The organism is Lentzea chajnantorensis (genome assembly GCF_054300775.1).
In genome coordinates, this window is the sequence record NZ_JBSDZT010000002.1 from 5,958,402 (window position 1) to 5,971,387 (window position 12,986).

Annotated in this window: 15 protein-coding genes and 2 pseudogenes; 3 read left to right on the forward strand and 14 right to left on the reverse strand. The window is 72.7% G+C overall.

What is annotated here, in order from left to right; translation table 11 throughout:
• Positions 1-157 precede the first annotated feature (157 nt).
• On the forward strand, positions 158-430 hold the full coding sequence (locus tag ACVDFE_RS29190) for a hypothetical protein (protein WP_360384487.1): 273 nt from the start codon (positions 158-160) through the stop codon (positions 428-430).
• Positions 431-434: 4 nt separating this feature from the next.
• On the opposite strand, the gene ACVDFE_RS29195 is transcribed toward ACVDFE_RS29190, so the two are convergent.
• The 4 genes and pseudogenes from ACVDFE_RS29195 to ACVDFE_RS29210 all read right to left on the reverse strand — a co-directional run bounded on the left by ACVDFE_RS29195 (position 435) and on the right by ACVDFE_RS29210 (position 2,664).
• A complete protein-coding gene (locus tag ACVDFE_RS29195; RefSeq protein ID WP_458432668.1) occupies positions 435-1,004 on the reverse strand; it encodes a hypothetical protein in 570 nt (189 codons plus the stop codon).
• A 95-nt stretch (positions 1,005-1,099) separates the two neighbouring features.
• Positions 1,100-1,654, reverse strand: a complete 555-nt coding sequence (locus tag ACVDFE_RS29200) for a hemerythrin domain-containing protein (protein ID WP_360384491.1) — start codon at positions 1,652-1,654, stop codon at positions 1,100-1,102.
• A gap of 18 nt (positions 1,655-1,672) precedes the next feature.
• Positions 1,673-2,338, reverse strand: coding sequence for a hypothetical protein (locus ACVDFE_RS29205; protein ID WP_360384493.1), 666 nt, complete (start codon positions 2,336-2,338; stop codon positions 1,673-1,675).
• A gap of 1 nt (position 2,339) precedes the next feature.
• Positions 2,340-2,664 (reverse strand): annotated as a pseudogene (locus ACVDFE_RS29210) (plasmid stabilization protein).
• A gap of 70 nt (positions 2,665-2,734) precedes the next feature.
• Between ACVDFE_RS29210 and ACVDFE_RS29215 the strand changes: the two are divergent.
• Positions 2,735-3,922, forward strand: a complete 1,188-nt coding sequence (locus ACVDFE_RS29215; protein ID WP_458432669.1) for a cytochrome P450 — start codon at positions 2,735-2,737, stop codon at positions 3,920-3,922.
• On the forward strand, positions 3,919-4,743 hold the full coding sequence (locus tag ACVDFE_RS29220) for an SDR family oxidoreductase (protein WP_458432670.1): 825 nt from the start codon (positions 3,919-3,921) through the stop codon (positions 4,741-4,743). The genes ACVDFE_RS29215 and ACVDFE_RS29220 overlap by 4 nt, the downstream gene beginning before the upstream one ends.
• Before the next feature lie 18 nt (positions 4,744-4,761).
• Here ACVDFE_RS29220 and ACVDFE_RS29225 read toward each other — a convergent pair whose 3' ends face one another.
• The 10 genes and pseudogenes from ACVDFE_RS29225 to ACVDFE_RS29270 form a co-directional block, all read right to left on the reverse strand.
• Positions 4,762-5,262, reverse strand: a complete 501-nt coding sequence (locus ACVDFE_RS29225) for a phosphatase PAP2 family protein (RefSeq protein ID WP_458432671.1) — start codon at positions 5,260-5,262, stop codon at positions 4,762-4,764.
• Complete coding sequence (locus tag ACVDFE_RS29230; RefSeq protein WP_458432672.1) at positions 5,259-5,927, reverse strand: SDR family oxidoreductase; 669 nt, start codon at positions 5,925-5,927, stop codon at positions 5,259-5,261. Before ACVDFE_RS29230 ends, ACVDFE_RS29225 begins: the two co-directional genes overlap by 4 nt.
• Positions 5,927-7,204 carry a D-glycero-beta-D-manno-heptose 1-phosphate adenylyltransferase gene (gene rfaE2 / locus ACVDFE_RS29235; RefSeq protein ID WP_458432673.1) on the reverse strand — a complete coding sequence of 426 codons (1,278 nt, stop codon included), beginning with the start codon at positions 7,202-7,204 and terminating at the stop codon, positions 5,927-5,929. The genes ACVDFE_RS29230 and rfaE2 overlap by 1 nt, the downstream gene beginning before the upstream one ends.
• A gap of 154 nt (positions 7,205-7,358) precedes the next feature.
• Positions 7,359-7,935 (reverse strand): annotated as a pseudogene (locus ACVDFE_RS29240) (D-sedoheptulose-7-phosphate isomerase).
• Positions 7,932-9,146, reverse strand: a complete 1,215-nt coding sequence (locus ACVDFE_RS29245) for a glycosyltransferase (RefSeq protein WP_458432674.1) — start codon at positions 9,144-9,146, stop codon at positions 7,932-7,934. Before ACVDFE_RS29245 ends, ACVDFE_RS29240 begins: the two are co-directional and overlap by 4 nt.
• Positions 9,143-10,009: a glycosyltransferase gene (locus ACVDFE_RS29250; protein WP_458432675.1), complete on the reverse strand. Its 867-nt coding sequence runs from the start codon at positions 10,007-10,009 to the stop codon at positions 9,143-9,145. The genes ACVDFE_RS29245 and ACVDFE_RS29250 overlap by 4 nt, the downstream gene beginning before the upstream one ends.
• Positions 10,006-10,989, reverse strand: a complete 984-nt coding sequence (locus tag ACVDFE_RS29255) for a glycosyltransferase family 9 protein (RefSeq protein ID WP_458432676.1) — start codon at positions 10,987-10,989, stop codon at positions 10,006-10,008. The genes ACVDFE_RS29250 and ACVDFE_RS29255 overlap by 4 nt, the downstream gene beginning before the upstream one ends.
• Positions 10,986-11,501, reverse strand: coding sequence for a D-glycero-alpha-D-manno-heptose-1,7-bisphosphate 7-phosphatase (locus ACVDFE_RS29260; protein WP_360384515.1), 516 nt, complete (start codon positions 11,499-11,501; stop codon positions 10,986-10,988). The genes ACVDFE_RS29255 and ACVDFE_RS29260 overlap by 4 nt, the downstream gene beginning before the upstream one ends.
• 62 nt (positions 11,502-11,563) lie before the next feature.
• A complete protein-coding gene (locus ACVDFE_RS29265) occupies positions 11,564-12,556 on the reverse strand; it encodes an NAD-dependent epimerase/dehydratase family protein (RefSeq protein WP_360384517.1) in 993 nt (330 codons plus the stop codon).
• Positions 12,553-12,948 carry a ChaB family protein gene (locus tag ACVDFE_RS29270; RefSeq protein WP_360384519.1) on the reverse strand — a complete coding sequence of 132 codons (396 nt, stop codon included), beginning with the start codon at positions 12,946-12,948 and terminating at the stop codon, positions 12,553-12,555. The genes ACVDFE_RS29265 and ACVDFE_RS29270 overlap by 4 nt, the downstream gene beginning before the upstream one ends.
• Positions 12,949-12,986: the final 38 nt, after the last annotated feature.

A 12,986-nucleotide genomic window follows, 5' to 3' on the forward strand; every position in this document is an offset into this window, starting at 1 on the left:
CTCCCGTTCCGCTGGTCCCAAACGGGACCGGCACCCAGCGGATTGTCGGGTCACGGGAGGTGCTCATTAGCCGGAACGACGGAATTCGTGCCGACCACGAATCCACGCGATGAGCTCAGGGGTGTGAAAACACGGGAGTTGTGGGTATACGGCGGTCATGATCGAGCCCTCTGCGCGCCAGCCTGCCGCGAGCCAGCCCGTTCCGCCGCAGCCGGAGCCGCCGCAGCCCGGCCCCGACCAGCCGCGTCCGGCGGGCCCGGACCCCGACCCCATCCCGCCGACGCCGGAGCCGCTGCCGCAGTCCACTGTGGCCGGTCGTGAGGCGGCGGGTCGGGTGCTCTGCCGCGGGGTTGTGGTCCCGCTGCGCCGGCCGAGTCGCCGCCGTGCGGTCGCGGGCGCCGGGGCGCACCCTTCGCGCAGGTCGGCCTAGCCGTTCACCTGCTCCGCACCGGTGAGCTCGGCAGCACGGGCACCGGTCCCGTGTACACCGGGAACACGACCGTGCCCTGCCTGCGCACGCTGAAGGTCATGCCCGGATAGCGGTCCTGCAGCTGTGCCGCGAGGTCCGCCGGTGGTTCCTCGGCCGTGCCCACCTCGACACCGGACCCGTCCGTCTTCGGGCCGGCGACGTTCACGTCCGCGCCCCGGCTCTTCCAGTGCTCGCGGTCGTCCATCACCCGCGTGACCGCGGCCTGCATCTCCGACTTGGTGTACCGGGCGTCCTGGAACAGGATGCGCGCATGCGGTGCGAGTCCCGCGATCTCGGCGTCGAGCGCCGGATCAGGCTTGCGGTGGACCACCAGCGTGTCGCCGCGGACCTCCAGACCCGCGTAGGTGGCGGCGTACCTCGATGCCAGCACCGGTTGGACGACGTCCGCGGCGGCCGACACCACCGGGTCGTTCACCGCGGTGGTGGGCTGCGCCGAGCGGAGCTCACCCGAGCTGTTCTGGCCGCACGAGGCCACGGCCAAGGTCAACGCGATGAGCAGCAGTGCCTTCTTCACATTCCGGCCCCCGTCTGGTTCCGCCGATGAAGACGGAAGCGGACGGGGGCCGGGTTGTCGTCCGGTCGGGTGACTTCCCGGCCGGACGACGGCGATCAGGAGGCGGCCTTCTGCAGCTCCTTCTTCAGCTGCTCCTTGCTCATGCTGGAGGCGTTGGGAACACCCATGTTCTTCGCCTGCAGCAGCAGCTCCTCGCGGGTGGCCTGGCCGGGCATCTCACCGAGGTGGTCGGCGCGGCTGCGCGCGAACTTCTCCCCCAGCTCGTAGCGGCGCTCGGCGCTGAGGCGCTTGCGCATGCCGGGCAGCACGGTCTTCTCCTCCTCCTCCACGTGGTGGGTGATGGAGTCGATGACCTTCTGCAGCATCTGCTCGTACTGCGGGGAGTCCATCTCGGCGTCGAGCAGCTTCGCGAGGAGCTGCTCCGCCTCGGCGTGCTCCTCCTGGCTGTGCTCGACCTCGTCGGACTCGCCGGCTTCCTGCTGGGCCACGGGGTACACCTCGGCTTCCTCGGCCCGGCTGTGCGCGACGAGCAGTCCACACAGGACGGGCGTGAGCAGCGGTCGCTTCTCCGGGTGGTTCTTCAGCTCGTCGAACAGGCGCTCGACCTCGCGGTGGTCCTGCATGATCAGGTCGACGACGTCGTACTGCACGGTGGTTCTCCTCGTTGGTCAGTTCCTGGGAAAGCGGGTGTTGATCGGTGCGACGCCGCGGCGGCCGATGCGGCCGAGCGCCACCCCGAAGGCGGTGATCACGACGGTGGCCACGCAGAGGCCGATGACGATCGACCAGGTGAGGCCGGCGTGCAGCAGTCCGGCCGCTGCGCCCGCGATGGCGCCGGCGACGAGGCCGTTCACGAGGTTCACCAGACCGGCCACGCTCAGCGCGGTGCCGATGAGCCGCGGCCGCCGGGCGTTGCGCCAGGCGGTCTGGCCGGAGTCGACCTCGACGCCGACCGTGTCGTCGTGCACCTGCCGGACGAACACGTCCCTGGTGCAGGGTTCGATGTCGCCGTACATGTGCCGGATGCGGTTGATCCCCAGGCCGGCCTGGACGTCCTCGACGCCGAGCTCGACTGTGCGGAAGAGCGTGGCGAGGCCGATCAGGAACAGGCCCGTGAAGATCACCAGCATCAGCGTCAGCAGCACCGGCAGCGGCACGACCTGGGCCACGAACCCCAGCGCGATCATCGACGCGGAGATCGTGGTGAGCAGGTGGCCCGCCCGGCTGGACGCGTCGGCGATCGTCGCGCTGCGCACCATCTGCAGCGTGTAGTGCTCGGTGGTGAGGATCGTGAGCGTGGAGCCCTTGTCCTCGACAGTGGTGGTGGGTGGCACGTCAGCGTCCGAGGGCGTGGGCGAAGCTCCTTCTTCGTCATGGACGAGCGGCCCTTGATCCCGCGCTGCCTGGCCTCGTTGTAGAGCTGGTCGCGCGTGGGGCCCTGGGCGCCGCTGTGGGACCGCTGCCCGCCGCGCTGCTGCGGCGACTTGTCCTTCGTGGACGATCGGCTGGCGGTCTTGGACTCACCGGCCTGGGCGCGGTTCTTGTTCACCGTGCGCGCGGCGATCTCCTTCGCCCGCGCGGGTGACTCACCACGGCTGCGGGCCGAGTCCTCGATGTGCTCGTACTGGCGTTCACGTTTGGCGTTCGATCCGCGTGGCATGATGACCTCCCGCTGGCCGAATACCCCCGGTCGTGCCGGTTCACACGCACACGAGCGGGTAGTCCGGTGCATGGCCATCTCTTCACGACTCGACACCACGCGTGTCTTCGCGACGGTGTTGCTGCCCACGCTGGCGAAAGGCGTCATCGTCCGCAGGCCGGGCGTGATGGCGCTCGCCGACAAGGTCCAGTCCGACTCCACCGCCATCGACACGATGCGGCACCTGCGGGACCGGTACGGGCCCGAACCGGTCCGCCTGCGCGTCACCGGCCGCAGCGTCGCCGTGCTGGTCGACCCGGCCGACGTGGGACGGTTGCTGCGCGAGTCGCCGGAGCCGTTCGCGTTGGCCACCAGGGAGAAGAAAGCGGCGCTGCGGCACTTCCAGCCGCACGGCGTGCTCATCTCGGACGAACCGGAGCGCGACCGGCTGCGCGAGCTCAACGAACGCGCGCTGCGGCCGGAGAACGTGCCGGTCGAGGACGTCGTGCGCGACGAGGTGGACCTGCTGGTGCGGCACGTGATGAGCAACGGCGAGCTGACCTGGCAGGGGTTCAGCCAGGTGTGGTGGCGCATCGTGCGCAGGATCGTGCTCGGCAACGGCGCACGTGACGACGACCAGCTCACCGACGACCTGAAGGCGTTGCGGCAGAACGCGAACTGGGCGTTCCTGCACCCGCGGCAGGAGGGTCTGCGCGAACGCTTCCAGCACCGGCTCGACGAGCACCTCGCACGGCGCGAGCCCGGCAGCCTCGCCGCGTTCCCCGGCGACCTGTCCGGCCAGGTGCCGCACTGGCTCTTCGCGTTCGACGCGGCCGGGATCGTCACGATGCGGGCGCTGGCGGTGGGCGGCACCGGTGTGCGCGGTGTGCTGGAGTCGGCGCGGCTGTGGCCGACGACGCCGATCATCCTGCGGGAGAGCACGATCGCTACCCGCTGGCACGGCACGTGGCTGCCGGAGAACACCGAGTTCGTGGTGTTCACGCCGTTCTTCCACCGCGACCCGGACCGGTTGCCGTTCGCAGACCGGTACGCGCCGGAGCTGTGGGACGGGCCGCGCGACCCGGCGATCGTGCCGTTCAGCGGCGGTCCCGGCGAGTGCCCCGGCCGCGACCTGGTGCTGGTCACGGCCGGAGCGGTGCTCGACGCGCTCAGCGAGCACCTGGCGTTCTCCGGTGTGCTGGGTGAGCCGCTGCCCAGGACGTTGAACCACTTCACCCTCCGCATGCCCGCGACCGCGGCGGGTACTCGCGTCCCATGACCACCGCACCCCTGCCCCAGGACCGCGCCGGCGCGCCGCTGCGCGCCGTCGTGACCGGCGCCGACTCCGGCATCGGCAAGGCCGTCGCGGTCGCGCTGGCCGGCGGCGGCGTCGACGTGGGCATCACGTTCCACGACGACGCCGACGGCGCCGAACGCACCGCCGAGGAGGTCCGCGCGGCGGGCGGCCGGTGTGCCGTGCGCCGCCTCGACCTCACCGACCTGCCCGGTGCCGCCTCCGTCGTCGACGAGCTGGCCGAGGAGCTGGGCGGCCTCGACGTGCTGGTGAACTGCGCGGGCACCGGCAGCAGCGAGAAGGCGCTGGAGATGTCGTACGAGAAGTGGCGGGAGGTGCTCTCGGTCGACCTCGACGGCGCGTTCCTGTGCTGCCAGCGGGCCGCGCGGCACATGATCGCCGGTGGTCGCGGCGGCCGGATCGTGAACATCACGTCCGTCCACGAGCACCTCCCCCGCGTCGGTGCCGCACCGTACTGCGCCGCCAAGGCCGGACTCGGTGCGCTGACCCAGGTTCTGGCGCTGGAGCTGTCCGAACACGACATCACCGTGAACTCCGTTGCCCCCGGCGAGATCTCGACGCCGATGACCGGCCAGGAGGACGTGGACCCGCGCACGGAGCCGCGGCCAGGCGTCCCGCTCGGACGGCCCGGTCACGCCGCCGAGGTCGCCGCGGTGGTGGCGTTCCTGACGACCCCCGCTGCCGGGTACGTGACGGGCGCGTCGTTCGTCGTGGACGGCGGGATGTCGCTGATGGGACCGCAGGCGAGCCCGCTCCTCGGCGACGAGGGGTGGAGGCGGCCCTGACCCGCGTGCGCGCCGGGATCAGCGCCTGGTCCCGGCGCGCACGGCCAGGCCGATCACCGCACCGAGCGCCAGGCCGCCGATGACGTCGGTCGGCCAGTGCACGCGGGTGCGCAGCCGGCTGTAGGCGACGAGCAGGACCAGCGGCGTGACGAACGCGCCGGCCACCGGGTCCTCCACCGCGGTGACGGTGCCGAAGGCGGCGGCCGTCACCGCGTGCTTGGAGGGGAACGACGACGAGTCCGGGTGCTCCGGCAACGCCTTGCGCGCGGGCAAGACCGAGTGCGGTCTGCGCCGGTGCACCACCAGGCTCACCAGGTGACCCAGCGGCATGGCGACCACGGCCGCGAGCAGGGCGTGCCGGGCGGTCCGCTTCCTGCCCGTCGCGGCGATGACACCCGCTACCGGCAACCACAGCAGGCCACCGCGCGCGCTCAGGCCGGCCGCGACGATCACCGGGTGTGGTCGTCTGGCGGGCAGGAAACCGCTGTCGAACTGGGAGTCCTCGTCGAGCTCGTTCACGGCCAGGACGGCTCCTGTGCGTGGGCGATCACGAGCTCGCGGACCTCGCACCCTTCGGGTTGGTTGAGCGCGAACAGGATCGCGGCCGCCACCCGGTCCGGCGGGTTGAGCTGGTCGAGGTCCTTCGGCCGGTACTGCTCGGTGCGGTCGTCGAAGAACTTCGTGCGCATGCCGCCGGGCACGACCAGCGTGACACCGGTGCGGCCCGCGGTCTCGGCCGCCAGTGCGCGGGTGAAGCCGACGACGCCGAACTTCGAGGCGCAGTACGCCGTGGCGTCGCTGACGGCCTTGAGCCCGAGGGTGGACGCGACGGTGACCACCCGGCCGCCCTCCAGGTACGGCAGTGCCGCCCGGACGACGGCCGCGGTGCCGAACAGGTTGACCCGCACGACGTTCTCCCACTCGTCGGCGGGCACCTCCGCGAGCGTGCCGCACCGGTCGATGCCCGCCGCGGTCACCACCGCGTCGAGTCCTCCGTTGCGCTCGGCGAGCGTGCGCACCGCCTGTTCGGCGGCCCGTCCGTCCGCGAGGTCGACCAGCTCGAAGTCGTGCACGCCTTCCGGCGCCGACTTGTCCAGCACCAGCGGGGTTCCGCCCGCTTCGCGCACCGCGTCCGCCACGGCCGCGCCCAACCCGGACGCGCCACCGGTCACCAGCACCTTCATCAAGCCCTCCTCGACAGGATCTCGGTCGTCGAATGCCCGCGGTGGTACGGCACCACGACGGTGCGCCCGCCCCACCGCCGGACCACCGCGGTCTCCGGCAGCAGCTCGGCGGTGTAGTCGCCGCCCTTCACCCAGATGTCCGGCCGCAGCAGGCCCAGGACGTGCTCGGGGGTGTCCTCGCCGAACACGACCACGTCGTCCACGGACTCCAGCGCCTTGAGCACCTCGATCCGCTCGGCCTGCCCGTTGACCGGCCGGTGCTCGCCCTTGAGCCGGCGCACCGAATGGTCGGAGTTCAGGCACACGACGAGGCAGTCGCCCAGCGCCCGTGCCGCCGCGAGCATCCGCACGTGCCCGGGGTGCAGCACGTCGAAGCAACCGCCGGTGGCGACCACGACCCCGCCGCGCCGGCGCACCTCGTCCACGGTGGAGCCGGGCTCCGCCCGCATGCCCGAGACACCGCCCTGCTGCAGGAACTCCGCCGCGCGCGCGACCGCGTCGGCCACGGCGTCGTCCGGTGCCGCCCCCCGGGCCAGCCTCGTGGTGACGGCGACGGCGAACCGGTCGCCGGCACCGCACGGGTCCACGGCCGGGATGACGGGCGCCGGAACGGCGACGGGTGTCCCTCCACAGTGGAGCAACGCACCGGACTTGCCCATCGTGACCACGACGGCACGCGCCTGCCAGGTCTCCCTCAGTGTGCGCGCCGCTTCCTCCGGGTCGGCGGTGCCGCTGAACGCGGTGGCCTCGGACAGGTTGGGCGTGACGAGCCGCGCGCCGGGCACCGGTCGCGGTCCGCGCGGGTGCGGGTCCCACACGACCGGGACGCGCGTGAGCACCGACCGCAGCCGTTCGTCGGCCAGCAGCCCACGCCCGTAGTCCGACGCCAGCACGAAGTCCGCGGTCAGCACCGCGTCGAGCATCTCGTCGGTGACCTGCGGTGCCGGGCCGCCCCCGCCGCGGTCCACCCGTGCCAGCGACGTGCCGCCGCTGCGCAGCCGGGTCTTCACCGGCACCGGTCCCGACTGCCCCACGACGGCGGGCACCTCGAACAACCCGCGCAGCCGCTGTCCGGCCTCGTCATCGGACAGGGCGGTCACCAGCGTGACGTCAAGACCGTCCCGCGCCGCCATGGTGGCGGCCAGCGCGGCACCGCCGGCACGGGCGTGCTCGTCGGCGACGTCCAGGACGGGGGCGGGCGCGTCCGGGCACACGCGGGTGACGGTGCCGCAGATGTCGATGTCGAGCAGTGCGTCACCGACGACGACGAGCTTCATGCCGTCCTCCGCTCTGCTGCGTGCGGTGGGCGGGCGGGCGCCGCACGCCAGGCTGTCGGCACTACCACGTCGCACCGCGCACGCGCCGTACCGCGCGATCCGGCCAGCTCGGGCCGCCCATCCCGCACCGCAGCCCGCGACGTCCCGGCCGCGGTCACGACACCCTCCGCCCCACGACCGGCAGCGCGGCCTCGAACGCCTCGCACAGCGCGTGCACCACGACCAGCTGCGCCTCCTGCACGTGGCACGGGTCGCCCGGCAGCGCGAGCACGTCGTCGGCCAGCGCGGCCAGCGGGTTCGGCAGGGCGCCGGTCAGGGCCCACACGCTCGCCTCCGCCACCCGACCGGCCCGTGCGGCCTCCAGGAGGTTGGGGCTGGAGCCGCTGGTCGAGATGAGCAGCACCACGTCGTCGGGGCGGGCGTGGGCGAGGACTTGGCGGGCGAACACCTGGTCGTAGCCGTAGTCGTTGGCGATGGCGGTGATGCTGGAGGTCTCGGCGTTCAGCGCCAGGGCCGCGAACGGGCGGCGGTCGTGGCGGTAGCGGCCGACGAAGCTCCGCGGTGAGGTGCTGGGCCTCGGCGGCGGAACCGCCGTTGCCCGCGGCGAGCAGGCGGCCGCCCGTGGAGAGCAGGTGGGCCAGGCGGGCGCCCCAGCGGTGCACGAGGGAGGCCTGGGACTGCAGGCCGGACAGCGTGTGGTTCAGGCCTTCGAGGTGGCTTTCGAGGGTCACCGGGCCACCGCCAGCCGGTCGGTCGGTACGAGGCGGCCGGTCGCGAGGCCGCGGTAGACCAGCTCGGTGCGGGCCGCCACCTCGTCCCACGAGTACATGGCCTCGACGCGGTCGCGGCCGGCGATGCCGTAGGCCGTGCCGCGGGACGGGTCGGCCAGCAGCGTGCGCAGCGCCCGGCCGAGGGCACGCGGGTCGCGGGGTGCGGTCAGCACACCGGTCACGCCGTCGACCACGGTGTCGGTCAGGCCGCCCACCGCGGACGCCACGACGGGCACGCCGCAGGCCATGGCCTCCAGCGGCACGATGCCGAACGGTTCGTACCAGGGCACGCACGCCACGACGTCCGCGGAACGCAGCAACGCGGGCATGTCCGTGCGCGCGACCTGGCCGGCGAGGTGCACGCGGTCGGCGACGCCGAGCGACTGCGCCACGGCCAGCAGCCGTCGTGCCTCCGGGTCCGCGGTGAGGTCCGGTGGTCCGCCCACGATCACCAGCTCGGTGTCGGGCACCATCGGCAACGTGGCGATGAGGTCGGCGAACCCCTTGCGCGGCAACAACCTGCCCACCGACACGATCCGCCGGGGCGCCGACCGCGGCACCACCGGGCCGGCCACGCCGAACAGGTCGGTGTCCACGCCGCAGGGCACGACGACGGTCTTGTCCCGCCGCAGGCCCATGGCGACCAGCTCCCGCACCTCGTCGGCGCAGGTCGCGGCGATGACGGTCGCCTCCTGCCCGACCAGGCGCTCGACCGCGACCCGCTGCGGCGGGCTGGTGTCGTCCGCGCCCTGGTGGCGGCGCTTCACGGTGCCGAGCGCGTGGTAGGTGTGCACGATCGGCACGCGGGAGCGGCGGGCGGCCAGCACGGAGGCGAGACCGGACATCCAGAAGTGGCTGTGCACGACGTCGGGTGCCTTCTCCTGCCACTGCTCGTGCAGGAACCGGCCGAACTCGGCCATGTGCGGCAGCAGCTCGTCCTTCGGCACCTCCGCGGGCGGTCCGGCTGGCACGTGGACGACCTCGTACCCGTCGGGCGTCGTCACGCGGCCGGGCAGTGCCTCGCCGTCGCGGCGGGTGTGGACCACGACGTCGTGACCGCGCCGCACCAGTGCGGCCGCGAGCGACGCGACGTGCACGTTCTGACCGCCCGCGTCCGCGCCGCCCAGCACGGCAAGCGGACTTGCGTGCTCCGACACCATTGCGATCCTCATCCGACCCACACCTCCTTCAGCACCACGTCCCAGCTCCGCAGGAACGCTTCGAGCCCGTAGCGGGCCAACGCGAACTCACGCGCCCGTTTCCCTTTCTCTTGTGCGAGAGCCGGATCTGCGATCAGCTCCCGCACCGCCGACACCAGCTCCTCCACGTCCGTCGAGATCGCACCGGCCTCGGGTGGCACCGCGCGCATGGCTTCCGTGCACGCCAGCGCAACCACGGGCATCCCGATGTGCATGGCCTCCAGCAACGACAGCCCGAGCGACGTCCAGCGCGGTGTGTGCACGTAGACGCGGCGGCGCGCGAGCTCGCGGTGCAACGACTCCAGGTCGTGGTCCCCCATGCCGCCGATCTGCTCGGTGCCCATGCCGAACACGTCGACCGGGTCGAACCGCGGCAGCAGGTCGGTGCCCACGACCCGGCCGCGCCGCACCGGTTCGTTGATCACGGCCGCCGCCCTGGGCAGCTCACCGGTGTAGAGCTGCCCGGGGTCGACGACCCCGTGCTCGACGACGATCGTGCGGGTCCTGCCGCAGTCCCACATCAGGTCGTTGAAGTGCGTGACGTGGACCAGGGTCCCGTCCCAGTCCGCCATCGGGTGCCGCTGGCCGGGCGCGGCGGGCGTGTTGTGCTCCAGGTACACGACCGGGATGCCGCGCGGTACCAGCGACAGCTCCTCGACCCGTTGCACCACGGCCACGTCGGGGTCCACATCGGACAGTTCGATCTCGCGCGCCGCGGGCCACGGCCGCCCGGCGAGGCCGATGCCGTCCGGCGGACCGGGCACCAGGTACTCGTGTCCACCTTGGACGAACGAGTGCGTCCACGAACCGTGGACGTGCCACAACAGGATCCTCACGCTGTCACCTCCGCGACCGCCGCGACGACCGCGGCCGGGTCCACCAGGTCGAGACACGGATGTCCGGGCACCGGGCACTCGCGCGCCCTGCTGCCCCGGCACGGCGCGTTCTGGTCACCGAGCAGCACGTGCCTGCCGTACGGCGCCCACCGGACGGCGGGCACCACCGGCGCGAACAGCGACACGACCGGGGTGCCGACCGCGGCCGCGAGGTGGGCGGGTCCGGTGTTGCCGACGACGATCGCGGCAGCACCCTTCAGCACCCCGGCCAGCTCGCGGAAGCCGGTGCGCCCGCCCAGGTCGAGCCCGCACGCGCCGGCAACGTGCCCGGTCAGCTCGGCCTCGGCCGGTCCGCCGGTCACGACCACCCGGTGCCCGGCGGAGGTCAGCGCGACCACCGCCTTCGCCCAGCGGTCCGGCGACCAGGTGCGGGCGGGCGCCGTCGCACCGGGGTGCACCACCACGTACGGACCGCTCAGGTCCGCCTCCGGCGGGTCGGTGACGGCGAGCCGGCCGTCGTCGCCCTCCGGCAGCTCGAACCCCGCGGCTCGGGCGACCTGCAGGGCCCGCTCCGCCTCGGGGATGTCCGGGTCGTCGCGCAGCCGCACGTCCAGCAGCGACCCCGGGTAGTCGGTCGAGCGGGCCACGATCTTGGGCACGCCCGCCAGCCGCAGCAGCAGCGCCGTGGGCAGCGGGCTCTGGTGGAACGACGTCAGCACCAATGCCACGTCGGCGCGAATCCCGTGCACCAGCGCGATGACGGCCTCGATGTCGACCGGGCGCACGTCGGAGGCCGGGTTGACGATCCACGGGCACTCCCACTCGACGATCCGGCTGACGCCCGGCAGCAGCTCGGCGGCGCGGACACCGTTGGGGCCGCACAACAGCACGACCTCGCCCGCCGTCGCGGCCGCGCGCACCGCCGGACCGGCCAGCAGCACGTCACCGTCGCTGTCGAGGCGGGCGACCAACGTCCTCATCGGACCATCTCCAGCACGCCGAACAGGTCGGGTGCGGTGTGCGGTGCACCGGCGACCTCGTCCGGCCTGGTCACCTCGGTCGGCACGAGCAACGGCACCGCGCCCGCGGCCTGCGCGGCCTCGACGTCGGAGCCGATGTCCCCCACGAAGAGCGTGCGGTGCGGACTCACCCCGAGGGCTTCGCACGCGGCCAGGACCATCCCGGGAGCCGGTTTGCGGCACGCGCAGCCGTCCTCGGGCGCGTGCGGGCAGATCTGCCAGGTGCCGAACCGGCCGAGCAGCTCGTCGACCCGTGCGTTCACGGCCGTGACCTGCGTCTTCGTGAGCAGGCCACGGCCGATCCCCGACTGGTTGGTCACCACGCCGGTGAGCAGGCCGTGGGCACGCAGGCCGTGCAACACCTCGCGGGCGCCCGGCATGGGTGTCACGGCACTCGGGTCGCCGTTGTACGGGACGTCCCGGATGAGCGTGCCGTCGCGGTCGAAGAGGACCGCGTCGAAAGTCCCGTCCATAGAGGAGATTTAGCCGAGAAAAGCGGCTTGAAACGCTACTCGGCGAAGCGGTTCTCCCCGTCTCACAGCACCGGGCTGGCGTCGACCTCCTGACCGGCGCCGATGCCCCGAACAAGAGCGCGAAGAGCTTCCTGTGACCCGAAAGTGGGCTCCCAGCCCAGTTCCGACCGCGCCCGCGACGCGCTGAGCAGCGGCGATGCCAGTGCGAGGTCCACCCAGCCCGGCGGAGTCGGTTGAAGCCGCAACAACCAGGACGCGTGTGCCAAGAACCGCATCAGCCGCGCCGGCACGGGAACGTGGCGGCCACCGAGGACGTCGGCGAGAACACGGGGAGTGACGACGGGTTCGGCGACGAGGTTCACTGCGCCGTGCGGGCGGTGCCGCAGGATGCGCACCAGACCGTCGGCCACGTCGTCGGCGTGGACGAACTGCAGCACCAGGTGGCGCGGCAGCGGCAGCACCGGGATGCGGTGCCGGAACAGCCACTTCGGCACGAGGCTGCCGAGGAAGTAGTCGCGGATCTCGGACCCGGCGTCGGACTGCAGGATCAGGCCCGGTCGCGGGCGGGAGATGAGCAGCTGCGACTCGAACTGGCCCAGCAGGTGCTCCACCGCGGCCTTGTGCCTGCTGTAGAACGACGACCGCACGCCCTTGACCGGCCACGACTCGTCCACCCTGCGGTCCTTCGTCGCCGGCGAGTACGCGCCGACCGACGACATGTGCACCAGGTGCCCCACGCCCGCGTCGACCGCGGCGGTGAACACGCGTGCCGAACCGGCGATGTTCGTGCGGTACAGCGCGCGTTCGTCGTGCGACGGCTGGATCAGCCACGCCAGGTGCACGACGGCGTCGGCGTTCTCGAACGCGGTGGCCAGCACCTCCTCCGCGCCCGGCCGGCCGATGTCGACGGGCGTCCAGGTGATCCCCTGGTAGGGCGCGGCGTTCGCGGGACGGCGGCGGGAGATGCCGTGCACCTCGATGTCGGGCTCGTCGGCGAGCCTGCGCAGCAGGGCGGTGCCGACGTTGCCGGTCGCGCCGGTGACGACGACCTTCACGAGCGCGCCCGAGCCGTCGCGCGGGTGTTGGCCCTGTCGATCGCGTCGACCAGCTCGTCCTTGGTCATCTGCGACCTGCCCTCGACGCCCAGCCGCTTGGCCAGGTCGTAGAGGTGCTGCTTGGTCGCGTTCGCGTCCACGCCGCCGGCGGTCTCGCCCTGCTGCGGGGTGCTGCGCTCGGCCTGCGGGTCCGACGGCCCCTTCTCGTCCTTGGCCTCCCAGTGGTCGCCCACCTTCTCGAAGCTGTGCTTGAGCGCGGAGAACGCGGTGCGGTGCGCCCGTTCCCCCTCGCCGTAGGACTCGACGGCCGAGTCGTGCGCCTTGATCCACGTGCGCTGGGCCTTCTTCGACGACCGGGCCACCGTGCTGGGCAGTTCCTCGCGTCCGGGCATGGTTCTCCTCCCAGGTGTTTCTCCCTGCTCAGAAGGGC

Excerpts from the sequence above, each read along its gene's own strand:
- ACVDFE_RS29190 (WP_360384487.1), top strand. The coding sequence starts at position 158 with ATGATCGAGCCCTCTGCGCGCCAGCCTGCCGCGAGCCAGCCCGTTCCG.
- ACVDFE_RS29215 (WP_458432669.1), top strand. The coding sequence starts at position 2,735 with ATGGCCATCTCTTCACGACTCGACACCACGCGTGTCTTCGCGACGGTG.
- ACVDFE_RS29220 (WP_458432670.1), top strand. The coding sequence starts at position 3,919 with ATGACCACCGCACCCCTGCCCCAGGACCGCGCCGGCGCGCCGCTGCGC.
- ACVDFE_RS29230 (WP_458432672.1), bottom strand. The coding sequence starts at position 5,927 with ATGAAGGTGCTGGTGACCGGTGGCGCGTCCGGGTTGGGCGCGGCCGTG.
- rfaE2 (WP_458432673.1), bottom strand. The coding sequence starts at position 7,204 with ATGAAGCTCGTCGTCGTCGGTGACGCACTGCTCGACATCGACATCTGC.
- ACVDFE_RS29245 (WP_458432674.1), bottom strand. The coding sequence starts at position 9,146 with ATGAGGATCGCAATGGTGTCGGAGCACGCAAGTCCGCTTGCCGTGCTG.
- ACVDFE_RS29255 (WP_458432676.1), bottom strand. The coding sequence starts at position 10,989 with ATGAGGACGTTGGTCGCCCGCCTCGACAGCGACGGTGACGTGCTGCTG.
- ACVDFE_RS29260 (WP_360384515.1), bottom strand. The coding sequence starts at position 11,501 with ATGGACGGGACTTTCGACGCGGTCCTCTTCGACCGCGACGGCACGCTC.
- ACVDFE_RS29270 (WP_360384519.1), bottom strand. The coding sequence starts at position 12,948 with ATGCCCGGACGCGAGGAACTGCCCAGCACGGTGGCCCGGTCGTCGAAG.